We start from the raw sequence: 22089 nt of genomic DNA, 5'->3' as shown, positions 1-22089 counted from the left end.
GAGGAGAAATCGCCATGGCACTGACCCGCGAACAGATGGCCCAGCGTGTGGCGCGCGAACTGCGCGACGGCTACTACGTGAACCTCGGCATCGGCATCCCCACCCTGGTGGCCAACTACGTGCCCGAAGGCATGCAGGTGCTGCTGCAGTCGGAGAACGGCCTGCTCGGCATGGGGCCCTTCCCCACCGAGGCCGAGCTGGACGCCGACATGATCAACGCCGGCAAGCAGACGGTCACCGCGCTGCCCGGCGCGGCGATCTTCGACTCCGCCGACTCCTTCGCCATGATCCGTGGCGGCCATGTGGACCTGACCGTGCTCGGCGCCTTCGAGGTCGACGTGCAGGGCAACATCGCCTCCTGGATGATCCCCGGCAAGCTGGTCAAGGGCATGGGCGGCGCCATGGACCTGGTGGCCGGCGCCGAGAACATCATCGTGGTGATGACCCACGCCTCCAAGGACGGCGAGTCCAAGCTGCTGGAACGCTGCAGCCTGCCGTTGACCGGCGCCGGCTGCATCCGCACCGTGCTCACCGACCTGGCCTGGCTGGAAATCGACAACGGCGCCTTCATCCTGCGCGAGCGCGCGCCGGGAGTGAGCATCGAGGAAATCGTCGCCAAGACCGCCGGTAAACTGATCGTGCCGGACCAGGTCCCGGAAATGCAGTTCTGAACCCTCCCCGGGGCCCGTTTCGGCGCCCCGGACGCATGTCAGGAGTTCCCATGCAAGACGTTGTCATTGTCGCCGCCACCCGTACCGCCATCGGCACCTTCCAGGGCAGCCTCGCCGAGATTCCCGCCCCGGAGCTTGGCGCCCTCGTCATCCGCCGTCTGCTGGAGCAGACCCGCCTCGACCCGGCCCAGGTCGACGAAGTGATCCTCGGCCAGGTGCTCACCGCCGGCGCCGGCCAGAACCCCGCCCGCCAGGCCGCGCTGAAGGCCGGCCTGCCCCACGAAGTCCCGGCACTGACCCTCAACAAGGTCTGCGGCTCGGGCCTCAAGGCCCTGCACCTGGCCGCCCAGGCGATCCGCTGCGGCGACGCCGAGGTGGTGATCGCCGGCGGCATGGAAAACATGAGCCAGGCGCCCTACGTGCTGCCCAAGGCGCGCACCGGCCTGCGCATGGGCCATGCCCAGCTGCAGGACAGCATGATCCTCGACGGCCTGTGGGACGCCTTCAACGACTACCACATGGGCATCACCGCCGAGAACCTGGTGGAGCAGTACGGCCTGAGCCGCGAGGCCCAGGACGCCTTTGCGGCCGCTTCGCAACAGAAGGCCCTGGCCGCCATCGAAGCCGGCCGCTTCGATGCCGAGATCACCCCGGTGTCGATTCCACAGCGCAAGGGTGAGCCGCTGGTCTTCGCCCGCGACGAGCAACCGCGCGCCGGCACCACGGCCGAGGCGCTGGCCAGACTCAAGCCAGCCTTCAAGAAGGACGGCAGCGTCACCGCCGGCAACGCCTCAAGCCTCAACGACGGCGCCGCCGCCGTACTGCTGATGAGCGCCACCAAGGCCCAGGCCCTCGGCCTGCCGGTGCTGACGCGCATCGCCGCCTACGCCAGCGCCGGCGTCGACCCGGCGATCATGGGCTACGCCCCGGTGCCGGCCACCCGCCGCTGCCTGGAGAAGGCCGGCTGGCAACTGGCCGACCTGGACCTGATCGAAGCCAACGAAGCCTTCGCCGCCCAGGCGCTGTGCGTCGGCCAGGCCCTCGGCTGGGACGCCGACAAGGTCAACGTCAACGGCGGCGCCATCGCCCTGGGCCATCCCATCGGCGCCTCCGGCTGCCGCATCCTGGTCAGCCTGCTGCACGAAATGCTTCGCCGCGACGCCCGCAAGGGCCTGGCCACGCTGTGCATCGGCGGCGGTCAGGGCGTGGCGCTGGCCATCGAACGCTGATTTCCAAAGGAGACCTGTAAGCGCCCGGCGTGACCGCCGGGCTGCGGCATACCCGCGCCGCCCCCCTGGGCGTTACCGCGCCCGACCGATAAAGCCCAACAAACATAAGAAAGAGGCGTCACTCATGTTCAACACCCTCACCCGCATGAGCGTGGGTCTGGTGCAGCGCTACCTGCCCTCACCCTTCGTATTCTCCGCACTGCTCACCCTTGCCGTGCTGATCGCCGGCATGCTCTCCACCGACCAATCCCTGCCACGCATGGTGCAACACTGGAGCGGCGGCTTCTGGACCCTGCTCGGCTTCGCCATGCAGATGGCGCTGATCTTCGTCACCGGCCATGCCCTGGCCAGCGCTCCCATCGTCAACCGTCAGCTCGACCGCCTGGCCGGCATGGCCCGCACGCCCGGGCAGGCCATCATCATGGTCACCCTGGTGGCGCTGGTCGGCTGCTGGGTCAACTGGGGCTTCGGCCTGGTGATCGGCGCGGTGTTCGCCCGCGCCCTGGCCCGCCAGGTGCAGGGGGTCGACTACCCGCTGCTGGTGGCCTCGGCCTACTCCGGCTTCCTGGTCTGGCACGGCGGCCTGGCCGGCTCGATCCCGCTGTCGATGGCCAGTGGTGGCCCCGACCTGGCGCGCATGACCGCCGGTGTGCTCACCAGTCCGGTAAGCATCACCGAGTCGCTGTTCAGCCCGCTGAACCTGACCATCGTCGCCCTGCTGGTGATCGGCCTGCCGCTGCTCAACCGCGCCATGCACCCGCGCCAGGACGCCAAGGTGGCCGACCCGGCCAAGCTGGTGGAAGCGCGCGCCGAGCAGCCGGCCCGGGAAACCCCGGCGCAGCGCCTGGATGACAGCCGCATCCTCGGCCTTGCGCTGGTCGCCCTGGCGGCCATCTACCTGTTCAACCACTTCAGCAGCAAGGGCTTCGTGCTCGGCCTGGACGTGGTGATCGCCATCTTCCTGTTCTGCGGCCTGCTGCTGCACGGAACCCCGGAGCGCTACATGCGCGCGGTGGACGAGAGCGTGCGCGGCATCGGCGGCATCGTCCTGCTGTTCCCCTTCTACGCCGGCATCATGGGCATGATGATGGGCGCCAACGCCGAGGGCATCTCGCTCGGCCGGCAGATCACCGAGGCGTTCATCTCCTGGTCCTCGGCGGACACCTTCCCGCTGCTGGCCTTCCTCAGCGCCGGCGTGGTCAACGTGTTCGTGCCCTCCGGCGGCGGCCAGTGGGCAGTGCAGGGCCCGATCATGCTGCCGGCCGCCCAGGCCCTCGGCGTCTCGCCCACCGTGACCGCCATGGCCATCGCCTGGGGCGACGCCTGGACCAACATGATCCAGCCGTTCTGGGCGCTGCCGCTGCTCGGCATCGTCGGCCTCGGCGCCCGCGACATCATGGGCTACTGCCTGATGATGCTGCTGTACTCGGGCGTGGTGATCTGCGGCGCGTTCTACTTCCTGACCTGATCGCCGGCCGCACCTCCTTGCACCGGGGCGCAACCCCGGTGCATCCCTCATCGCGGCTGAAGCCCCTCCTACGGACCGTGGAGCGGCTTCAGTTACGCTGTGCTTTCAGCAGCGAAACCGCTGCGTGCGCACATGCAGCTCGCGAATCAGCACCGCCAGGCGCTTGGTGGCGGCGGTGGCCTGCTCGGCCATCACCACCGCCTGCTGGCCCTGGTCGGCCAGCGATTGCAGGCTGCGATGAGTGTCGGCCACGGATGCGTTCTGCTCCTCGGTGGCCTCGGCGATCGAGCGGTTCATCTGGAACACCCGCTGCAGGCCGGTCTGCAACTGGCCCAGCTCATGGCGCGCCTGCGCCAGCTGCTGCATGCCTTCCTGGGTGCTCTGCGCACTCTCGGTGATGCGCTCGGCCATCTGGTTGGAGGCCTGGCGCAGCAGGTCGGTGGTCTGCTGGATCTCGGTGGTCGAGCTCTGCGTGCGCTGCGCCAGGGCGCGCACCTCGTCGGCCACCACGGCGAATCCACGGCCCTGCTCCCCGGCCCGTGCCGCCTCGATGGCCGCGTTCAGCGCCAGCAGGTTGGTCTGTTCGGAGATGCCACGAATCACCTCCAGCACATGGGTGATCTCGCCGCTGTGGGTCTGCAGCACCTGCAACTGCTCGATGTTGGCCTGCATGTCCTCGGTCAGCCGGGTGATCGCCGCATGGCTGGCATCGATCTGCCGATGGGCCTGCTCCAGCAGGCGGCTGCCCTGGTCGGACGACTCCGCCGCTTCACCGGCGTGCCCGGCGATGCTGTGCACGCTCTGGCTCAGATGATCGAGATCCTGGTTGACCACCCGCAAGGTCGCCTGCTGATCATGGAACGCCTGGGTGGCCTGCACGGCGCCCACTTCCAGCTCGCGGGTGATGCCCTGCACCGCATCGCTGGTCTGGCGTACCGCGCCGAGGGTCTCGCGCAGCCGGCCGAGGAACTGGTTCAGCTGGGCGCACATCTCGCCGATCTCCGCCTGATCCCGGGTCTGCAGCGGCTGGTCCAGTTGCAGGCTGTCGCTGATGCGCTTGAGCTGCCTGCGCAGGTCGTCCAGCGGGCGGGTCAGGCGGCCGGCCAGCGGATAGAGCACTAGCAGGCCCAGCACCAGCAGCGCCAGGCCCACCCCCAGCGTAAGGCGGCGGTTGGCGGTGATGCCGGCCACGGTGTCGCGCACCGGCTGGGTGACCACCAGGTAACGCTGCAGATCCGGCAGGTGCAGCGCGCCGACGAAGGCCGGCTGGCCAGCCAGCTCTATCTGCAGGATATGAAGCCCCTGATCGCGCACCTTCAGCCAGTCGTTGGCCATCAGCGCCCGGAAGCCCGACTGGCTGGAGAGGTCCAGGCTGCCGGCCTGGCGGGCATCCGGGTGGATATCCACCAGCCCGCTCGGCTGTACCAGCATCACCTGGCCGGACTCGCCGAAGCGGTAGTTGCGGATCATGCTGGCCAGCTGTTCCATGTTCATCGCCCCGCCGGCCACCAGCAACGGACGGCCCTGGTCGTCGGTCTGCGCGCTGCGGTAGTTGACGAAGATCTGCAGGCCCTGGGAACCGAGCGCGTTGGTGTCCAGGTTCAGCTCGTAGGGGGTGTTGCGCTTGAGGTACTCGAAATACCAGCCGTCGTCGGCATTGCCTTCCGACATCGGCCGCCACTGCAGCTTATTGCCTTCCAGATGGTGGTAGCGCACGCCACCATCCGGGGTGCGCACCGCCATGAACACCGCGTTGGCGCCCAGGGCTTTCAGCGTCTGGTCCATGGCCCGGCGCATGTCGGGCAGGCGATCCAGCGGCGCGCCGGCGCGCGCCCAGTCCTGGATGAACACGTTGTTGGCCAACGCCTCGGAACCGTTGATGGCCAGCGTGAGCTGACCGCGAATGCCTGCCGCGATGGTCTGCATGCGCCCCGGCAGTTCCTGCTCCTTCAGCCGGCGCAGCTGATCCTTGCTGGTCAGATACGACTGGAAGCCCACCACCAGCAACACCGTGAGCACCAGCACCAGCGAGGAAACCGCAAACAGGCGCGTGCGCAGCGCCAAACCCTGCCAACCCATCGAATTACTCCCTGAGATTCGAAGCCGTAATGGCCTTTTGATTTGCAGGGTTATCGCTGGGACGTAAGGAAACTGAATAGCGAGCCAGACAGTTATTTTCTGGCGTCAAAAGGGCGCTAAGCTCCGCACATGAACAGCACCACCGGCCTTCTCCACCTCCCCTTCCTGCCGCCCTGGGACTGGCAACAGTTCCAGCGTCACTTCGCCCTGCGCCTGTTGCCTGGCGTGGAAGCACTCAATGCCAACGGCTATTGGCGCAGCCTGCGCATCGGTTCGGTAACCGGCTGGTTTGCGGTGCGTCCGCTGCCGGAAATGAACGCCCTGGAATTGCGGATCAGTCCGTCCGCCATGCCCGCCAGCGCCGCGCTGGTCACCCGGGTGCGGCGCATGTTCGATCTGGATGCCGACCCGCAGGCCATCACTGCGCATTTCTCCGCCGATGCCGTGCTCGGGCCGCTGGTGGCCAGCGCCCCCGGCCTGCGCCTGCCCGCGGCATTCGATCCGTTCGAGCAGGCCGTGCGCGCCATCATCGGCCAGCAAGTCACCGTCAAGGCGGCCGTGACCATCACCAACCGGCTGGTGGCGCGGCTCGGCGAGCCGCTGGCGGATGCGCCCACGGAGGATGGCCCGCAGCGACTCTTTCCCACACCTGAACAGCTCGCCAGCGCCGACCTGTCCGCCATCGGCATGCCCGCCAAACGGGTGCTGGCGTTGCAGCGCCTGGCCGCCGCCGTGGCCGATGGCAGCTTTTCGCTGCACATGGAAGATGGCGCCGACGCGCTGGTCGAACGCCTCTGCGCCCTGCCCGGCATCGGCCCCTGGACCGCCGAGTACATCGCGCTGCGCGGCTTCGGCGCGGTGGATGCCTTCCCCGTCGCCGACCTGGGCCTGCTCAAGTCGCCGGCGTGGGGGCCGGGCGGGATCAGTGCGCGGGAGCTGAAGGCGCGCGCCGAGGCCTGGCGGCCGTGGCGGGCGTATGCGGCGGTTTATCTGTGGGAGCGGTATGCGGGCGGTGGCTAAGGAAACTCCGCAAGGCCGCCCACCAGCTCAGCCAGGAAGCGGGCATCCTGCAGCGCATGGTGGGGTGGCTCATAGCCCAGATCATCGAACTCGATATCGCTGCTGATCCGCCCCGCCGTCACCCCGTCCGGCAAGCCTTCGGGGCCGGCCAGCCATACCAGTAATGGCCAGTCCCACATCACCGCATCACTGACGATCTCGACCGGCCCGAGCGCCAGCAGGAACGCCCGCAGCTCGGTTCGCGCCTGATCCACAGTACGTCCGTGGACATTCAGATCCAACTGCGGCAAGACGATCTCGCGCACGAAGTCCGAGCACTCGGCCTCGACCCAGTGGTCGGTGAGTTCGACATAGAACTCAGGGCCGCCAGGGACGACCAGGGCCAGGCTGATCAGCTTGTAGGTGTAGGGATTGAGGTCGGTGAATTCGGTGTCGAGGTAGGCGCGATGCATTCCGGCTCCGGCAGCGGTTGTACAAACCTAAAGGTCAACAACGTGGTTCTTGGCCGCCGGCGCGGTGCGCACGGCGGCCGGGAAAGCGCCGACCGCCCTACATGGCTGGCCTATTCAGCAGTAATGCTCCACCCCAAAAAACCGCCCAGCGATCGTCTCGCCGGTTTCTTCCGGCGCAATACCTTCCGGCGCCAATCGCACCGCCAGGCAATGCGGCTCGTCCCCCAGGCTCACCCAGTGCGCCACGCCCTTGGGCACGCTCAGCAGATCGCCGCGCTCGCCGAGGAAGGCGAACACTTCGTTGCCGATATGCAGGCTGACCAGTGCGCGGCCGCCGAGGAACAGCCAGGCCTGTTCGGCGGCCAGGATCTGTTCGTTGGCGAAACGGGCGTTGAGTTCGGCGGTCTGTTCGCTGTCCCGTTCCAGGCTGAGGATTTCCTGCACGGGCAGGTTCAGTTCGCCGGCGACGTCTTGCAGCAGTGCGCCGTAGCCGGCGCGCCCCTCGGTTTCGCTGGCGCCGGGGCGTGCGTCGCCTTTGATATCGCGCTGCTGGTAGCGCACGCCCACGTCGGCCAGGGTGGCGGCGATGTCGTCGGCGTGGATGAGCATCTTGCTCGGCACTTCGGGGATGGCGACGCTGTAAACGCTCAGAACACTCATCGAACTCTCTCTTGGTAAATCAGACCGGCGGGGCGCTGTGCGGGGTTTCCTTCAGGCGCTTGGCGATGATGAAAGCGGCCAGCGCCGCGCCGGTGCTGGCGATCAGGAACGTGGGGCCGGCACCCAGGGCGCTCCAGCTGTACCCCGCATAGAGGGCACCCAGGGCGCCGCCCATACCGGACACGGTGGCATAGGAGGCCTGGCCGCGGCCCAGGTGGCGGATACCGAAGGCGCGTTGCACGAAGTGCACGGCAGCGGAATGGAAGCAACCGAAGCTGGCGGCGTGCAGCAGCTGTGCAGTCAGCAGCACGAACAGTTCCTGGGCCAGGTAACCCATCAGCAGCCAGCGCACGGCGGCGAGCAACATGCTGAACATCAGCACGCGGCGCAGCGAGAAGCGGTCGAGGATGCGCGCCATCACCATGAACACGCCGATTTCCGCCACCACGCCCAGTGCCCAGATCAGGCCGATGGTGCCGCGCGGGTAGCCGAGGTTTTCCAGGTGGATGGTCAGGAAGGTGTAGTACGGGCCGTGGGACGCCTGCATCAGCACCACGCACAGGAAGAACGCCGGCACGCCGGGTTTCCACAGCAGTTTCCAGAAGCCCAGCTGCACGGTGGTGTCGCTGCTGGGGGACGGTGCGGCGTCCGGCACGCGCCAGGCGGTGGCGACGATGGCCAGCATGATCACCAGCATGGCGGCGGGGAAGCTGTCCAGGCTCAACCAGTCGAACAGCCAGCCCAGGGCCACCACCGCGACGATGAAGCCGATGCTGCCCCACAGGCGCACGCGGCTATAGAAGGTTGGGCGTTCGCGCAGGTGGGCCAGGGTGATGGCCTCGAACTGCGGCAGGATGGCGTGCCAGAAGAAGGCATGCAGGGCCATGACCATGGCCAGCCACATGAAGCTCTTGTCGAACAGGATCAGCGCAAAGGCCAGCAGCGTGCAGACCGCGCCGAGGCGCACGATCGCCAGCCGACGCCCGGTGACGTCGCCCAGCCAGCCCCACACGAAGGGCGACAGGCAGCGCATCAGCAGCGGAATGGCCGCCAGTTCACCGATGCGCGCGGGCGAAAAGCCGAGGTGGGCGAAATACAGCGAGAGAAACGGCGCGGTCGCCCCGAGCAGGGCGAAGTACGCGAAATAAAAACCGGAGAGACGCCAATACGGGAGCGCGGAATCCATAGCCTTCAGCCGAATGTGCGAGCCGGAGTCGCTTACCCGGCTTCAGGCTCGCGGACTCAGGTTCAGAGTTGTCCTAACACTGGGGTGGAGACGCTCACCTCGGCGTTCTGGGCACGGTGGCGCAGCAGGTGATCCACCAGCACCAGCGCCATCATGGCTTCGGCAATGGGCGTGGCGCGAATGCCCACGCACGGATCGTGGCGGCCCTTGGTGATCACCTCGACCGATTTGCCATGCACATCGATGGAGCGACCCGGCGTAGTGATGCTGGAAGTGGGCTTGAGTGCCAGATGGGCGACGATCGGCTGGCCGCTGGAGATGCCGCCGAGGATGCCGCCGGCGTGGTTGGAGAGGAAACCCTCCGGGGTCAGTTCGTCGCGGTGCTCGGTGCCCCTCTGGGCGACGGCGGCGAAGCCGTCGCCGATCTCCACACCCTTCACCGCGTTGATGCTCATCAGCGCGTGGGCCAGCTCGGCGTCCAGGCGGTCGAAGATCGGCTCACCCCAGCCCGGCGGCACGCCCTCGGCGACCACGGTGATCCTGGCGCCCACGGAATCCTGGTCGCGGCGCAGCTGGTCCATGTAGGCCTCCAGCTCCGGCACCTTGTCCGGGTCCGGGCAGAAGAAGGCGTTCTGCTCCACCGCGTCCCAGGTCTTGAAGGGAATTTCGATCGGGCCGAGCTGGCTCATGTAGCCACGCACCTGAACACCCAGCTTGGCCAGGACCTTCTTGGCGATGGCGCCGGCAGCCACGCGCATGGCGGTCTCGCGGGCCGAGCTGCGGCCGCCGCCACGGTAGTCGCGGATGCCGTACTTGTGGTGGTAGGTGTAATCGGCGTGGGCCGGGCGGAACAGGTCCTGGATGGCCGAGTAGTCCTTGGACTTCTGGTCGGTGTTGCGGATCAGCAGGCCGATCGGGCAGCCGGTGGTCTTGCCTTCGAACACGCCGGAGAGGATCTCGACTTCATCGGCTTCCTGACGCTGGGTGGTGTGGCGGCTGGTGCCCGGCTTGCGGCGATCCAGGTCGCGCTGCAGGTCGTCCAGCGACAGCTCCAGCCCCGGCGGGCAGCCATCGACAATAGCCACCAGGGCCGGGCCATGGCTCTCGCCGGCGGTGGTAACGGTAAACAGCTTGCCGAAGGTATTGCCGGACATCCTGATGCTCCGCGATCAGCCTCTGGAAAAGGCCGGCAGTATACCCGAGAGCCCGCCTGCGAGGCTGCCCGTTGCGGACTGCCAACTCCATCGGGTTCTGCAAAAAAACCACTGCAGATTGCCGACCTTCTGCCGATAACTGCGGTGCAGATAGTCTGTGGGCCTTCCGATGACCGACACACACACTCCCGAACAACCCGAACAGCAGGCGGCCGCTCCGGCCGAGCCGGACGCGCAGGCGCCCCAGGGCCATCCCTGGGAACTGCTGGCGCCCGAGCCCTACTGTCTGCTGCGCCTGTATCCGCAGCCTTTCGACCGGGCCACCGGCGCGCGGCCGCTGCGCTTTGCGCAGTTTTCGCGCATTGAGCGCCACAGCCAGAAGGAAAGCCTGCTGCGCCTGAGCGTCGAGCTGCCCGGCCAGTCGCTGAAGAAGGACCAGAACCGCCTGGATGTCTGGCTGGATCACCAGCAGAAGGAAATGCGCTTCGAGCCGCTGCAGATCGACCCGCCGAACCGTGGCCTGGGACGTTTCCTGCTGGCCCAGGCCATCGAGTGGGCGCAGCAGAAGTGGTCGCACTACGCGGTGAAGTCCGGCGACCTGCCCTATCGCAACATGCTCAGCGAGGACGCCCGCCTGCGCCGCGACCATGCGCTGCGCCAGCAGGGTTTCGAGGTGCTGTACCCGGACGAGGGCCAACTGCGCGCCACCTACGGGGCCAAGCGGGTCAGCGAGCTGGAGGCCGAGTGGAACCCGGACAAGGTCCAGGTGCTCGACGAGCTGGATTGCGCCGCCATGCTGGAACAGGCCGACACCCAGCTGCGCGATCAGGAAGCGCTGATCCGCAAGCACGAGGAACGCATCACCTGGCTCAAGCGCGAAGACAGCGGCCTGCGCTTCACCGTCACCTGCCTGGTGGCGTTTGCGCTGTTCCAGGCGGGGCTGCTGATCTGGATTGCCACGCGGTAAGCGGTGCCCTGTAGGGCGGACAGCGCTTCACCTGTCCGCCGTCGCGTACCCCGCCGCAACGCCCGGCCAACCGCCGCCTGGCGGACAAAAAACAACGTTGTCCGCCCTACGCTGCAGTCCCGCCTATGGCTGGTCTACTGCCGGTACATCGCCGGCCTCGCGGTGAGCGGTGCCCGGGCTCAGCGGTAGGGCGGACAGCGCTTCACCTGTCCGCCGTCGCGTACCCCGCCGCAACGCCCGGGCCAGCTGCCGCCTGGCGGACAAAAACAACGTTGTCCGCCCTACGCTGCAGTCCCGCCTACGGTTGGGTCAGCTGCCGATACAGCTGCGGCAAGCGGAACGGCAGCTGTTTCGGGTCGTGGATCAGCGTGAAGCCGTTCACCCCGAACATGTACGGCAGGTAGTCACCGGCCTCGCGGTCGATGGTGATGCAGAACGGCAGCAGGCCCATGCGCCGCGCTTCGATCACCGCCTGGCGGGTATCTTCCACGCCGTAGCGGCCCTCATACAGATCCAGATCGTTCGGCTTGCCGTCGGTGACCAGCAGCAGCAGCTTGCGCTTCTGCGGCCGCGCCGCCAGCGTGCGGCTGGCCTGGCGGATCGCCGCCCCCATGCGCGTGTAGTATCCGGGCCGCAGCGCCTGGATGCGCCCACGCGTGGTGTCGTCGTAGCGCTGGCGGAAGGTCTTCAATTCCTGCAGGCGTACCTGGTTGCGGCGCAGCGAGGAGAAGCCGTACAGGGCGAACGGGTCGCCCACCGCGCTGAGCGCCTCGCCGAACAGCAGCAGGCTATCGACGATCAGGTCGATGACCCGGTGTTCGTCGTCCAGGTGCGCGTCGGTGGACATGGACAGGTCGGCCAGCAGCAGGCAGGCCAGGTCGCGGCGGCTCTGGCGCATGTCCATGAACAGGCCGCGCTCGACGCACTGGCCGTGTACGCGCTCGACGTGGAAATCCAGCCAGGCCTGCAGGTCCAGTTCGCTGCCCTGGGGTTGCTGGCGCAGCCACTGGCGGTCGTTGCGCAGGTGCTCGAACTGCCGGCGCAGGCGGCGCGCCAGCGGCGCCAGGTGCAGCGGCAGGCTCTTCGGCTCGGCGTCGCGCGGCAGCATCGGCTGCAGCAGCACGTAATCCTCGACCAGCGCCTGCTTGCGGTAGTCCCACTCGGGCAGGCGGATGCCCTCGCCGAACGGCACGTCGTCGTTTTCGGCGGAGGGCAGGTCAAGGTCGAGCTTCAGCCCACCGCCCTTGCTGGAGCGCTTGCGCGACACCGACAGGTGATCCAGATCGTCGGCCACGCGGGCGGCGTCCAGGTCTTCGGTGTCGTCGCCGCAGCGGTCCAGGTCGACGTGCTCGGACCAGCTGAACAGGTTCTCCAGGCGAAACAGCAGCAGGCCACCCTTGCCGGTGTTTTCCTCGACCCGCTCGGCACGCTTGCGCGGCGCCTTGCCTTCCTCGCTCGGCGGCTTCAGGCCGACGCCTTCTTCCTCCTCGCTGTCCTCCAGGCTGGCGGCCTGCGGGTCGTCCAGGCGCTGCGGCGGATACAGCCACAACGGCAACGGCCAGGGCGAGCGCTCGCTGCGCGGGAATTTATCCACACTGCCGGGCTGGCGCAGCGCCTGGCGCAGGGCGCGCTCCAGCGCCGCCTCCTCGGCAGGCATCTGTTCCGGGGCGGGGCGCAGCGGCAACATGGCTTCCACCAGACGCTGGTAGCGCTTGCGCAGGGCCGGGTAGCGTTCCAGTAGTTCGGCGGTCCAGCGCTGATTGTCGCGACCCCAGTGGCGCATCGGTCCGGCGTGGGCGGCCAGCAGCGCCAGCCAGCGGTACAACTCGCGGTTCAGCGCCACATCCGGGAACACCGCCAGGCTGGCCGGCAGGCGCAGGTTGCCGGGGTCGCACCAGGCCACGGGGGCCTGCTGGCAGGTGCCGGCCACCTGTTGCAGCAGGCTGCGGCGCAGCAGCAGTTCGCGGGCGCTGGCGGCCGCCAGCTCGACACCGCTGGCCCCACCCAAGGCGCGGAACAGCACGGCCAGCGAGCGCTGCATGTCGGCCAGTTCCACCCGGGCTTCGGGGAATTCCGGGCTGGCACGCCGCGTGATGAAACGGTGCCAGATGCCGCCGACCCACTCTTCGACTTCAACGCTGAAGGCCATGAAAGAATCCTCTTGTGTTGCTTGACGAGGCGAACGATCGCCCCTGAAACGCCACAGGGCGGCCCGCTGTTCCAGCCGGGCCGCCCTGCCTTACCTCAACGCGTCACTCAGGCCGTGGCCGGAGCCTGTACCGTAGCCTCGGCCCGCTGGCGGAAGCTCAGCAGGTAGCAGGCCAGGCCGACCAGGAACATCACACCGGCGACCAGACGCAGCCAGAAGAACACGGCCAGCTGGTCCATGGTGTTCATGAACGACATGGCGGCGCCGTCTGCAGGCATGCGCTGCAGCCAGACCTGCACCACGCCGGCGGCGGTCAGCAGCAGGGTGATCAGCAACATGGCGCTGGTCATCAGCCAGAAGCCCCACAGCTCGACACTCTGCGCACGAGCGCTGGGTGCCTCGCCCAGGCCACGCAGGCGCGGCATGGCGTAGGACATCAGGGTCATGACGATCATCGCGTAGGCGCCGTAGAAGGCCAGGTGGCCGTGGGCGGCGGTGAGCTGGGTGCCGTGGGTGTAGTAGTTCACCGGAGCCAGGGTGTGCATGAAGCCCCACACGCCCGCGCCGAGGAACGCCGTCACCGTGGTGCCGATGGCCCAGTAGGAAGCAGCCTTGTTCGGGTGCTGGCGACGACGGCGGTTCACCATGTTGAAGGCGAACAGCACCATGGCGAAGAACGGCAGCGGTTCCAGGGCCGAGAAGATCGAACCCAGCCACAGCCACACACCCGGTGCGCCGATCCAGAAGTAGTGGTGACCAGTGCCGAGGATGCCGGTGATCAGGGCCATGGCGATGATCACGTACAGCCACTTCTCGATGACTTCGCGGTCCACGCCGGTGATCTTGATCAGCACGAAGGCCAGCATCGAGCCCATGATCAGTTCCCACACGCCTTCCACCCACAGGTGCACCACCCACCACCAGTAGAACTTGTCACGGGTGAGGTTTTCCGGGTTGTAGAAGGAGAACAGGAACAGCACGGCCAGACCGATCAGACCGGTCATCATGACCACGTTGATGGCGGTCTTGCGGCCCTTGAGCATGGTCATGCCGATGTTGAACAGGAAGCCCAGGGCGACGATGACGATACCGATCTTGGTGATCGTCGGTTGCTCGAGGAACTCCCGTCCCATGGTCGGCAGCAGCTCGTTGCCGGTCATCTTGGCCAGGCCGGCATAGGGCACCAGCAGGTAGCCCAGGATGGTCAGCACGCCGGCGACGGCGAACACCCAGAACAGGATCATGGCCAACTTCGGGCTGTAGAGCTCGCGGTCGGACTCTTCCGGAATCAGGTAGTAGGCGGCGCCCATGAAGCCAAACAGGATCCAGACGATCAGCAGGTTGGTGTGCACCATCCGCGCCACGTTGAACGGAATGGCCGGGAACAGGAAGTCACCGATGACGTACTGGGTGGCCATGATCAGGCCGAAGAGCACCTGGCCCACGAACAGGATCATGGCGAACACGAAGTACGGCAGCGCAACCTTCTGCGACTGGAATTTCAAATGCGGGTTCAAGAGGTTCATGGATCAACCCTCCCTGTTCGGCGGCCAGCTGAAGGTATCGATCTTCGAAGTCCACTTGAGGAACTCCGCCATATCGTTCACTTCCTGCTCGGTGAGGTTGAACTGCGGCATCGCACGGCGACCCGGAACACCCAGCGGCTGGGCCTTCATCCAGGCATGCAGGAAGCTGTTGAAGGCTTCTTCACCCCCGCGGCGGACGAACACGTTACCCAGCTCCGGCGCGAAGTACGCACCCTCGCCCAGCAGCGTGTGGCAGCCGATGCAGTTGTTCTGCTCCCAGACCAGTTTTCCGCGCACCACCGCTTCGGTCATTTCCGACTCGTTGGTGCGCTCTGGTATTTCCTTTTCTGTGTGGTAGGTCAGGCCCAGGAACACCAGGATGAAGAAAAGACTTCCTCCAAAGTAGATGTTCCTGGCCATGCCCTTTGTGAAGGTCTCTGACATCGTGACGCCTCCTGTTGGCTTGGCATGGCCATTCTAGGAACCGCCCCTTTCGATCCTGCTTGATGGCAATCAAGAAGCCCAAATGAATTGGTCAGGCATTCGGCCAGACTGACGCCCGGTAGTCCGCCGTAGAGCCGGCGTAGGGCGGACAACGTCGTTCTTGTCCGCCAGCCCAGGCACCGGCCCGACACCGCAGCGGCGGACAGGTGAAGCGTTGTCCGCCCTACGGTTCTCCGGTGTTGGGGATGTCCGTGATCGACCCGCCCGCCCAGTCGGCCGTATAAAGCCCCTCGCGCACCGCCCGGTGAAACGTGGAATAGGGCCAATCCGCCACGCGCCCGACATGACCGTGCTTGAGCGGGTTGATATGGATGTAATCCACGTGGCGGCGGTAATCCTCCTCGTCGCGGATCAGGTGTTCCCAATAGCGCCTCTGCCAGATCCCTCGTTCGCGGCCGCGCAGGTTGGCCACGGCAGGCGCTTCGCTCGCCGGCAGACGGCGGGAAAAGCGTGCCTTGAGCACCTTCCAGCGCAGCGCAAAATCAGAATCGCCAGCGGGCAGTGTCCACAGGCAGTGCATGTGATCGGGCAGGACCACCCAGGCATCGATTTCAAACGGATGACGGTTGCGGGTCACCCGTACCGCATCTCGCAGCAAATCCACATGCCGCGTCAGAAGATCCGAACGGCGATCCCGCAGATTGACCGTGAAAAAGTAGCTCGCACCCGCCACCCGGGCACGGCGGTAATTGGGCATTCGTCTCGTCCATGAGGGTCCGCATTCGGACGATGGTTATGGATAACGAAACGGGGGCTGTCCAGCGCAGGGCGGACAACGTCGCTCTTGTCCGCCGGCCCAGGCACCGGCCCGGCGCCGCAGCGGCGGACAGGTGAAGCGTTGTCCGCCCTACGTTCGTTCGCCGGTATCGCCCGCCCAGCCGGCGTAGGGCGGACAACGTTTTCTTGTCCGCCAGCCCAGGTACCGGCCCGACACCGCAGCGGCGGACAGGTGAAGCGTTGTCCGCCCTACGTTCGTTCACCGGTATCGCCCGCCCGGCCGGCGTAGGGCGGACAACGTTGTTCTTGTCCGCCAGCCCAGGTACCGGCCCGGCGCCGCAGATGGCGGACAGGTGAAGCGTTGTCCGCCCTACGTTCGTTCACCGGTATCGCCCGTCCAGCCGGCGTAGGGCGGACAACGTTGTTCTTGTCCGCCAGCCCAGGCACCGGCCCGGCGCCGCAGATGGCGGACAGGTGGAGCGTTGTCCGCCCTACGTTCGTTCACCGGTATCGCCCGCCCAGCCGGCGTAGGGCGGACAACGTTGTTCTTGTCCGCCAGCCCAGGTACCGGCCCGGCGCCGCAGCGGCGGACAGGTGGAGCGTTGTCCGCCCTACGTTCGTTCACCGGTATCGCCCGCCCGGCCGGCGTAGGGCGGACAACGTTGTTCTTGTCCGCCAGCCCAGGTACCGGCCCGGCGCCGCAGATGGCGGACAGGTGAAGCGTTGTCCGCCCTACGTTTGTTCTGCGGCATGTGAGACAAAAAAAGGCCGGCTTGCGCCGGCCCAACCCCTACAAAGGAACCCCTTACAACAACGTGAGCCACACCCCACCGGCCATGGCCAGCGGCCAGCCGAACAGCAGGACCCGCCAGAACAACGGGGCGTGACGCAACTCCATGAAGCCGTCGGTGATCAGCCAGGCCTTGCCCAGCGCCACCGCCAGCATGCCGCCGGCCAGGGCCAGGCTGGTTCCCAGGCCTCCCAGGGCCACGGTGCCCACCGACAGCAGCACCAGTCCCAGCCAGCAGATCAGCAATGTCTTCGACGCGCTCACTCGCCCTCCTCAGCCCAACAGGTAGACCAGCGGAAACAGCAGCACCCACACCAGGTCCACCATGTGCCAATACAGCACCCCGGATTCCAGTCCGCTGCGCGAGGTCCCGGGCGCGTAAGCGCCGATGCGGCAGCGGTTGGCCATGTAGCCGAGGATCAGCATGCCCAGCAGCACGTGCAGGAAGTGAAAGCCGGTCAGCAGCCAGTACAGGGTGAAGAAGGTGTTGTATTCCAGTCCGTAACCCAGTCCGGCCAGATGCCCGTATTCCTGCAGTTTCAGCACCACATACACGCCCGCCGAGACCAGCGCGGCCAGCAGCAGCCAACCGGCCCGATGCTGGCGTGCGCCGCGCACCTGCTCCACCGCCAGGGCGGCGAACAGCCCCGAGGTCAACAGCCCCAGGGTCAGCGCCAGGCCGGTGGAGCTGTCCAGCGCCAGGCGGCTTTCGCGGAACAGATCGATATGCAGCATCTGCGTGACCGCGAAGGCGAGGATCAGGATGCCGAACACCGCCAGCTCGGCGAGGATGAAGATCCACATCGCCAGGTCGCCGGGCAGCCGGCGGGCCACCCCGGCGGACAGCACGGCCGGATCAGTCGAAATGGACATCGACCACATCCATCAGCGCCGCCACGGTCTGCGCGTCATCCGACAGCGGTTCGGCCAGGCACGCCAGGCAGGCTTCGCGCGGCGTCAGGCCGGCCTTGATCATGCTGGCGGTGAAGATCAGCAGACGGGTCGAGGCCACTTCCTCCAGATCGTGCTGCTCCAGCCGGCGCAGCGCCTGGCCAAGCTTGACGATGCGCGCCGCCAGCAACTCGTCCACCCCGGACTCGCTGGCCACGATGCGGATTTCCTCGGCCTCGCTCGGGTAGTCAAAACGCATGGCCACGAAACGCTGGCGGGTGGACGGCTTCATGCCCTTGAGCAGGTTCTGGTAGCCGGGGTTGTAGGACACCACCAGCATGAAGCCGGGCGGCGCCTTGAGGGTTTCCCCGGTGCGCTCCAGATACAGCTCGCGGCGGTCGTCGGCCAGCGGGTGGAGGACCACGGCGGTGTCCTGGCGCGCCTCGACCACTTCATCCAGGTAGCAGATGCCGCCTTCGCGCACCGCGCGGGTCAGGGGGCCGTCCTGCCACCAGGTGCCCTCGGCGCCGATCAGGTGGCGACCGACCAGGTCGGTGGCGGACAGGTCGTCATGGCAGGCCACGGTATACAGCGGCAGCCCCAGACGGTGCGCCATGTGCTGCACGAAGCGGGTCTTGCCGCAACCGGTCGGCCCCTTGATGAGCACCGGCAGCCCCTGCTTCCAGGCCTGCTCGAACAGTGCCACCTCGTTGCCCAGCGCCTGGTAGAAGGGCGCCGTGCTCAGCTCCGGCTTCTCGATTGCATTCACGGAAATACCTCAGCGATGCGGTAGGTCATGGCCGCAACCTACCCGCGACAAGGCGTCACGCTCAAGGGTTTCCGAGCCCCCTCTTGATTGTCGTCAAGCGTCTCGTCAGATGCCTCTCTCTAGGATCGGCCCTGCCAACAAGAAGGTCCCGGTGGCAAACGCAGTCGTTCTACATGGAGCTGCCAACGCGCTCCAACAAGGAGAAGAACATGTCGATGTCGAGCACCGTAGCAAGACCCTTACTGGCTGGTCTGTTCGCCAGCCTTTCCCTGCTGAGCCTGGGTGTCGCCCAGGCGTCGGCACCTGCCATGACCGCGGCCGAGAAGGAAGCCGCCAAGAAAATCTACTTCGAGCGCTGCGCCGGCTGTCACGGCGTGCTGCGCAAGGGCGCCACCGGCAAGAACCTGGAGCCGCACTGGGAGAAGGTGCAGGCCGACGGCAGCAAGCTGGAAGGCGGCACCCTGAAGCTGGGCACCAAGCGCCTGGAAAACATCATCGCCTACGGCACCGAAGGCGGCATGGTGAACTACGACGACATCCTGACCAAGGATGAAATCAACCTCATGGCCCGCTACATCCAGAACGCCCCGGACGTACCGCCGGAGTTCTCGCTGCAGGACATGAAGGACAGCTGGAAGCTGATCGTGCCGGTGGACCAGCGTCCGAAGAAGCAGATGAACAAGGTGAACCTGAAGAACGTCTTCGCCATCACCCTGCGTGACGCGGGCAAGCTGGCGCTGGTCGACGGGGACACCCACAAGATCTGGAAGATCCTCGACACCGGTTACGCGGTGCACATCTCGCGCCTGTCGGCTTCCGGCCGCTACGTCTATACGGTTGGCCGCGACGGCCTGACCACCATCATCGACATGTGGTTCGAGGAACCCACCACGGTCGCCACCGTGCGCCTGGGCTCCGACGCCCGTTCGGTGGACGTCTCCAAGTTCGCGGGCTACGAGGACAAGTACCTGATCGGGGGCACCTACTGGCCGCCGCAGTACTCGATCATGGACGGCGAGACCCTGGAACCGATCAAGGTCGTCTCCACCCGCGGCCAGACCGTGGACGGCGAGTACCACCCGGAACCGCGCGTGGCTTCCATCGTCGCCTCGATGATCAAGCCCGAGTGGGTGGTCAACGTGAAGGAAACCGGGCAGATCCTGCTGGTGGACTACACCGACCTGAAGAACCTCAAGACCACCACCATCGAGTCCGCCAAGTTCCTGCATGACGGCGGCTGGGACGCCTCCAAGCGCTACTTCATGGTCGCCGCCAACGCCTCCAACAAGGTCGCCGCGGTGGATACCAAGACCGGCAAGCTGGCCGCGCTGGTGGATACCGCGAAGATCCCGCACCCGGGTCGCGGCGCCAACTTCGTGCACCCGAAGTTCGGTCCGGTATGGTCCACCGGCCACCTGGGCGATGACGTGGTCTCGCTGATCTCCACGCCGTCCGAGGAGAAGAAGTACGCCCAGTACAAGCAGCACAACTGGAAGGTGGTGCAGGAGCTGAAGATGCCGGGCGCCGGCAACCTGTTCGTCAAGACCCACCCGAAGTCCAAGCACTTCTGGGCGGATGCGCCGATGAACCCGGAGCGTGAAGTGGCCGAGTCGGTGTACGTGTTCGACATGAACGATCTGAACAAGGCACCCAAGCAGCTCAACGTCGCCAAGGACTCCGGCCTGCCGGAGAGCAAGGCGATCCGCCGCGCCGTGCAGCCGGAGTACAACGTGGCCGGCGACGAGGTGTGGATCTCCCTGTGGGGAGGCAAGACCGACCAGTCCGCCATCGTCGTGTACGACGACAAGACCTTGAAGGTGAAGCGCGTGATCACCGATCCGGAGATCGTCACGCCCACCGGCAAGTTCAACGTCTTCAACACGATGCACGACGTGTACTGATCGCCTGCCGCCACCCCCGCGCCCGGCGCGGGGGTGAGCCGAGGACCACACCATGAAAGACCCTGAAGTTCGCACGTCGGCGTTCAAGCGCCTGCTCGCCCTGCTGAAGCGGCCCAGCGCGCGTTACTCGCTCGGCGCCCTGCTGCTGGTCGGGTTCGCGGCCGGGGTGATCTTCTGGGGCGGGTTCAACACCGTCCTGGAAGCCACCAACACCGAAGCCTTCTGCCTCTCCTGCCATGAGATGCGCGACAACGTGTACCCGGAGTACCAGCAGACCATCCACTACAGCAACCGCACCGGTGTGCGCGCCACCTGCCCGGACTGCCACGTGCCCAAGGAGTGGACCTACAAGATGGTCCGCAAGATCCAGGCCTCGCGGGAGCTGTGGGGCAAGCTGGTGGGCACCATCGACACGCCCGAGAAGTTCGAGGCCAAGCGCCTGCAGCTGGCGCGCAGCGAATGGGCGCGCATGAAGGCCGCCGACTCGCGCGAATGCCGCAACTGCCACAGCCTGGACAGCATGAACGCCGCCAGCCAGAAACAACGGGCCCGCAAGCAGCACGAGATGGCCCGCGAAGACAACATGACCTGCATCGACTGCCACAAGGGCATCGCCCACCGCAAACCGCAGGGCATGACCGAGGAAGACGAAGGATAAGGACCGCCTGACGGACCACACAGCCTTGACGGAGAACCCCACCATGACGCTTTCCCCGCTGCATACCGCCATTGCCGGCGCCCTGCTGCTGACCACCCAGGCCGCCCTCGCCGCCCCGCCCGCCGACTGGAACGAGCTGCCGGCCACTGACATCACCCTGTTCTACCCGGGCGTCTCGCCGGTGGAATGGATCACCAAGGGCACCGAACACGGCGGCGCCCGCGCCCTGAAGAAAGGCGAGACCTGTGCCGACTGCCACTCCGAGGAAGCGGGCGACATGGGCAAGAAGATCGTCGGCGGCGCGAAGCTGGAGCCCAGCCCCATCGCCGGCAAGGCGCCCTTCATCAATGCCCGGGTACAGGCCGCCCATGACGGCCAGAACCTCTACCTGCGCTTCAGCTGGCAACAGCCGGCGGCGTCCGGCGCGGCGAAGATGGACGCCAAGAACCCGGTGAAGCTCGCCTACATGCTCGAAGCCGGCGCCCAGGTGGAACTGGCCGAACAGGGTGGCTGCTGGGGCAGCTGCCACAACGGCGTGCGCACCATGCCCGGCGGCGACGAACAGAAGACCAAGTACGTCAAGGACGGCTCGCTGGCGGCCGGCGTGTACTACGACCTCAACCAGTGGCGCAGCGGCGAGAACAAGGCCTACGACGGCCACATCGCCGAAGCGCGCGTGATGGAAGGCGGCAGCGCGCTCAAGGGCGCCACCGGCGGCCAGAACGGCGGCACCTGGTCGGTGGTATTCACCCGCGCCTTCGCCGGCGGCCAGGGCGACGTGACGCTCGAACCGGGCAAGGTCTACAACTTCGGCTTCGCCATCCACGACGACCACGCCAGCGGTCGCTACCACCACGTCTCGCTGGGCTACCAGCTGGGCATCGACGCCGAGGCGGGGATCACCGCCAAGCGTCTGTAAGAACCTCTCCCCGTCCCTTCAGAGACGGGGGGTACTCTTTCCGCGGCCGACCGGGACCCGGCCGCGGTTTTTTTCCCTTCCTTTATATCCAGGATTTCCACCCCTGCGCGGCTGCGATCGTGCGTAGGTGACCCGTAGGGCGGACAACGTCGTTTTTGTCCGCCGGGCGCGGCTGCGGTCGGGCGCCATCGGCGGACAGGAAAGCGCTGTCCGCCCTACGTTCTGACCGCCCTCGTGCGCGGGCAGGGCTTTGGAACCGTTTGATTATCGTCAAGGACCTCCCTCGGGCCCGCGCGCGATCCTAGCCCCGCATCACGGCGCCCGGCCTCGGTGTGAGGGGCATCGACCCGGAGCAAAGTTTTCACCAGACCCAAGGGCC

General features: G+C 66.7%; 19 protein-coding genes and 2 pseudogenes. 8 read left to right on the top strand and 13 right to left on the bottom strand.

Translation table 11 applies throughout. The features are described 5' to 3' along the window. The first annotated feature begins 14 nt into the window (after nucleotides 1–14). From PT85_RS02445 to PT85_RS02435, 3 genes are all read left to right on the top strand, one after another. A complete protein-coding gene (locus PT85_RS02445; protein WP_039605834.1) occupies nucleotides 15–671 on the top strand; it encodes a CoA transferase subunit B in 657 nt (218 codons plus the stop codon). Nucleotides 672–721: 50 nt separating this feature from the next. After that, a complete protein-coding gene (locus tag PT85_RS02440; RefSeq protein ID WP_039605833.1) occupies nucleotides 722–1900 on the top strand; it encodes an acetyl-CoA C-acetyltransferase in 1179 nt (392 codons plus the stop codon). A 124-nt stretch (nucleotides 1901–2024) separates the two neighbouring features. Then, nucleotides 2025–3368, top strand: a complete 1344-nt coding sequence (locus PT85_RS02435) for a short-chain fatty acid transporter (protein WP_027591680.1) — start codon at nucleotides 2025–2027, stop codon at nucleotides 3366–3368. A 105-nt stretch (nucleotides 3369–3473) separates the two neighbouring features. On the opposite strand, the pseudogene PT85_RS18440 reads toward PT85_RS02435, so the two are convergent. After that, nucleotides 3474–3989 (bottom strand): annotated as a pseudogene (locus PT85_RS18440) (methyl-accepting chemotaxis protein); the annotation flags it as partial. A gap of 339 nt (nucleotides 3990–4328) precedes the next feature. Then, nucleotides 4329–4703, bottom strand: a pseudogene (locus PT85_RS18435) (HAMP domain-containing protein); the annotation flags it as partial. A gap of 873 nt (nucleotides 4704–5576) precedes the next feature. Here PT85_RS18435 and PT85_RS02425 point away from each other — a divergent pair. Further along, entirely contained in the window at nucleotides 5577–6467 is an 891-nt protein-coding gene (locus PT85_RS02425; protein ID WP_039605831.1) for a DNA-3-methyladenine glycosylase family protein, read from the top strand. Here the strand turns inward: PT85_RS02425 and PT85_RS02420 are convergent. The 4 genes from PT85_RS02420 to aroC all read right to left on the bottom strand — a co-directional run bounded on the left by PT85_RS02420 (nucleotide 6464) and on the right by aroC (nucleotide 9919). Further along, on the bottom strand, nucleotides 6464–6919 hold the full coding sequence (locus tag PT85_RS02420) for a Smr/MutS family protein (RefSeq protein WP_039605830.1): 456 nt from the start codon (nucleotides 6917–6919) through the stop codon (nucleotides 6464–6466). The genes PT85_RS02425 and PT85_RS02420 overlap by 4 nt on opposite strands. 114 nt (nucleotides 6920–7033) lie before the next feature. Next, a complete protein-coding gene (locus tag PT85_RS02415) occupies nucleotides 7034–7579 on the bottom strand; it encodes a hypothetical protein (RefSeq protein ID WP_039605829.1) in 546 nt (181 codons plus the stop codon). 19 nt (nucleotides 7580–7598) lie between these two features. Beyond that, nucleotides 7599–8765: an MFS transporter gene (locus PT85_RS02410; RefSeq protein ID WP_027590181.1), complete on the bottom strand. Its 1167-nt coding sequence runs from the start codon at nucleotides 8763–8765 to the stop codon at nucleotides 7599–7601. A gap of 62 nt (nucleotides 8766–8827) precedes the next feature. Further along, nucleotides 8828–9919: a chorismate synthase gene (aroC, locus tag PT85_RS02405; RefSeq protein ID WP_039605828.1), complete on the bottom strand. Its 1092-nt coding sequence runs from the start codon at nucleotides 9917–9919 to the stop codon at nucleotides 8828–8830. A 169-nt stretch (nucleotides 9920–10088) separates the two neighbouring features. Here aroC and PT85_RS02400 point away from each other — a divergent pair, with 169 nt between their 5' ends. Then, nucleotides 10089–10886, top strand: coding sequence for a hypothetical protein (locus tag PT85_RS02400; protein WP_027590183.1), 798 nt, complete (start codon nucleotides 10089–10091; stop codon nucleotides 10884–10886). Between the two features lie 298 nt (nucleotides 10887–11184). On the opposite strand, the gene PT85_RS02395 is transcribed toward PT85_RS02400, so the two are convergent. The 7 genes from PT85_RS02395 to PT85_RS02365 all read right to left on the bottom strand — a co-directional run bounded on the left by PT85_RS02395 (nucleotide 11185) and on the right by PT85_RS02365 (nucleotide 18208). Further along, a complete protein-coding gene (locus PT85_RS02395; protein WP_039605827.1) occupies nucleotides 11185–13035 on the bottom strand; it encodes a nitric oxide reductase activation protein NorD in 1851 nt (616 codons plus the stop codon). A 107-nt stretch (nucleotides 13036–13142) separates the two neighbouring features. Beyond that, nucleotides 13143–14561, bottom strand: coding sequence for a cbb3-type cytochrome c oxidase subunit I (locus PT85_RS02390; RefSeq protein ID WP_027590185.1), 1419 nt, complete (start codon nucleotides 14559–14561; stop codon nucleotides 13143–13145). Nucleotides 14562–14564: 3 nt separating this feature from the next. Further along, on the bottom strand, nucleotides 14565–15005 hold the full coding sequence (locus tag PT85_RS02385; RefSeq protein WP_027590186.1) for a c-type cytochrome: 441 nt from the start codon (nucleotides 15003–15005) through the stop codon (nucleotides 14565–14567). A gap of 223 nt (nucleotides 15006–15228) precedes the next feature. Further along, nucleotides 15229–15762, bottom strand: coding sequence for an REP-associated tyrosine transposase (locus PT85_RS02380; RefSeq protein WP_039605826.1), 534 nt, complete (start codon nucleotides 15760–15762; stop codon nucleotides 15229–15231). An 825-nt stretch (nucleotides 15763–16587) separates the two neighbouring features. Continuing rightward, entirely contained in the window at nucleotides 16588–16836 is a 249-nt protein-coding gene (locus tag PT85_RS02375; RefSeq protein WP_027589859.1) for a cytochrome C oxidase subunit IV family protein, read from the bottom strand. A 9-nt stretch (nucleotides 16837–16845) separates the two neighbouring features. Next, the gene (locus tag PT85_RS02370) at nucleotides 16846–17445 is read right to left on the bottom strand and encodes a cytochrome c oxidase subunit 3 (RefSeq protein WP_039605825.1); all 600 of its coding nucleotides are present in this window, start codon (nucleotides 17443–17445) and stop codon (nucleotides 16846–16848) included. Continuing rightward, a complete protein-coding gene (locus PT85_RS02365) occupies nucleotides 17429–18208 on the bottom strand; it encodes a CbbQ/NirQ/NorQ/GpvN family protein (protein ID WP_234702662.1) in 780 nt (259 codons plus the stop codon). The genes PT85_RS02370 and PT85_RS02365 overlap by 17 nt, the downstream gene beginning before the upstream one ends. Before the next feature lie 239 nt (nucleotides 18209–18447). Between PT85_RS02365 and PT85_RS02360 the strand changes: the two genes are divergently transcribed. Genes PT85_RS02360 through PT85_RS02350 form a run of 3 tightly spaced genes read left to right on the top strand, consistent with a single transcriptional unit; the run spans nucleotide 18448 to nucleotide 21710 of the window. After that, nucleotides 18448–20133, top strand: coding sequence for a cytochrome D1 domain-containing protein (locus PT85_RS02360; RefSeq protein WP_052237598.1), 1686 nt, complete (start codon nucleotides 18448–18450; stop codon nucleotides 20131–20133). Between the two features lie 52 nt (nucleotides 20134–20185). Next, nucleotides 20186–20791 (top strand): NapC/NirT family cytochrome c, encoded by a 606-nt coding sequence (locus PT85_RS02355; protein ID WP_027589863.1) that lies wholly within the window; start codon nucleotides 20186–20188, stop codon nucleotides 20789–20791. A gap of 43 nt (nucleotides 20792–20834) precedes the next feature. Further along, on the top strand, nucleotides 20835–21710 hold the full coding sequence (locus PT85_RS02350; protein WP_052237582.1) for an ethylbenzene dehydrogenase-related protein: 876 nt from the start codon (nucleotides 20835–20837) through the stop codon (nucleotides 21708–21710). Nucleotides 21711–22089 lie beyond the last annotated feature (379 nt).

The sequence above is a fragment of the Pseudomonas flexibilis genome (assembly GCF_000806415.1).
Classification (GTDB): Bacteria; Pseudomonadota; Gammaproteobacteria; order Pseudomonadales; family Pseudomonadaceae; genus Serpens; species Serpens flexibilis.
The sequence above is the reverse complement of the archived record's forward strand: the minus strand, read 5'-3'. Positions and strand labels throughout refer to the sequence as shown.

Bases quoted from the DNA above. Each gene is read 5' to 3' on its own strand.
- PT85_RS02435 (WP_027591680.1), top strand. From the start codon at position 2,025: ATGTTCAACACCCTCACCCGCATGAGCGTGGGTCTGGTGCAGCGCTAC.
- PT85_RS02390 (WP_027590185.1), bottom strand. From the start codon at position 14,561: ATGAACCTCTTGAACCCGCATTTGAAATTCCAGTCGCAGAAGGTTGCG.
- PT85_RS02425 (WP_039605831.1), top strand. From the start codon at position 5,577: ATGAACAGCACCACCGGCCTTCTCCACCTCCCCTTCCTGCCGCCCTGG.
- PT85_RS02420 (WP_039605830.1), bottom strand. From the start codon at position 6,919: ATGCATCGCGCCTACCTCGACACCGAATTCACCGACCTCAATCCCTAC.
- PT85_RS02445 (WP_039605834.1), top strand. From the start codon at position 15: ATGGCACTGACCCGCGAACAGATGGCCCAGCGTGTGGCGCGCGAACTG.
- PT85_RS02400 (WP_027590183.1), top strand. From the start codon at position 10,089: ATGACCGACACACACACTCCCGAACAACCCGAACAGCAGGCGGCCGCT.
- aroC (WP_039605828.1), bottom strand. From the start codon at position 9,919: ATGTCCGGCAATACCTTCGGCAAGCTGTTTACCGTTACCACCGCCGGC.
- PT85_RS02385 (WP_027590186.1), bottom strand. From the start codon at position 15,005: ATGTCAGAGACCTTCACAAAGGGCATGGCCAGGAACATCTACTTTGGA.
- PT85_RS02410 (WP_027590181.1), bottom strand. From the start codon at position 8,765: ATGGATTCCGCGCTCCCGTATTGGCGTCTCTCCGGTTTTTATTTCGCG.
- PT85_RS02440 (WP_039605833.1), top strand. From the start codon at position 722: ATGCAAGACGTTGTCATTGTCGCCGCCACCCGTACCGCCATCGGCACC.
- PT85_RS02415 (WP_039605829.1), bottom strand. From the start codon at position 7,579: ATGAGTGTTCTGAGCGTTTACAGCGTCGCCATCCCCGAAGTGCCGAGC.
- PT85_RS02370 (WP_039605825.1), bottom strand. From the start codon at position 17,445: ATGTCCATTTCGACTGATCCGGCCGTGCTGTCCGCCGGGGTGGCCCGC.
- PT85_RS02350 (WP_052237582.1), top strand. From the start codon at position 20,835: ATGACGCTTTCCCCGCTGCATACCGCCATTGCCGGCGCCCTGCTGCTG.
- PT85_RS02380 (WP_039605826.1), bottom strand. From the start codon at position 15,762: ATGCCCAATTACCGCCGTGCCCGGGTGGCGGGTGCGAGCTACTTTTTC.
- PT85_RS02360 (WP_052237598.1), top strand. From the start codon at position 18,448: ATGTCGAGCACCGTAGCAAGACCCTTACTGGCTGGTCTGTTCGCCAGC.
- PT85_RS02395 (WP_039605827.1), bottom strand. From the start codon at position 13,035: ATGGCCTTCAGCGTTGAAGTCGAAGAGTGGGTCGGCGGCATCTGGCAC.
- PT85_RS02355 (WP_027589863.1), top strand. From the start codon at position 20,186: ATGAAAGACCCTGAAGTTCGCACGTCGGCGTTCAAGCGCCTGCTCGCC.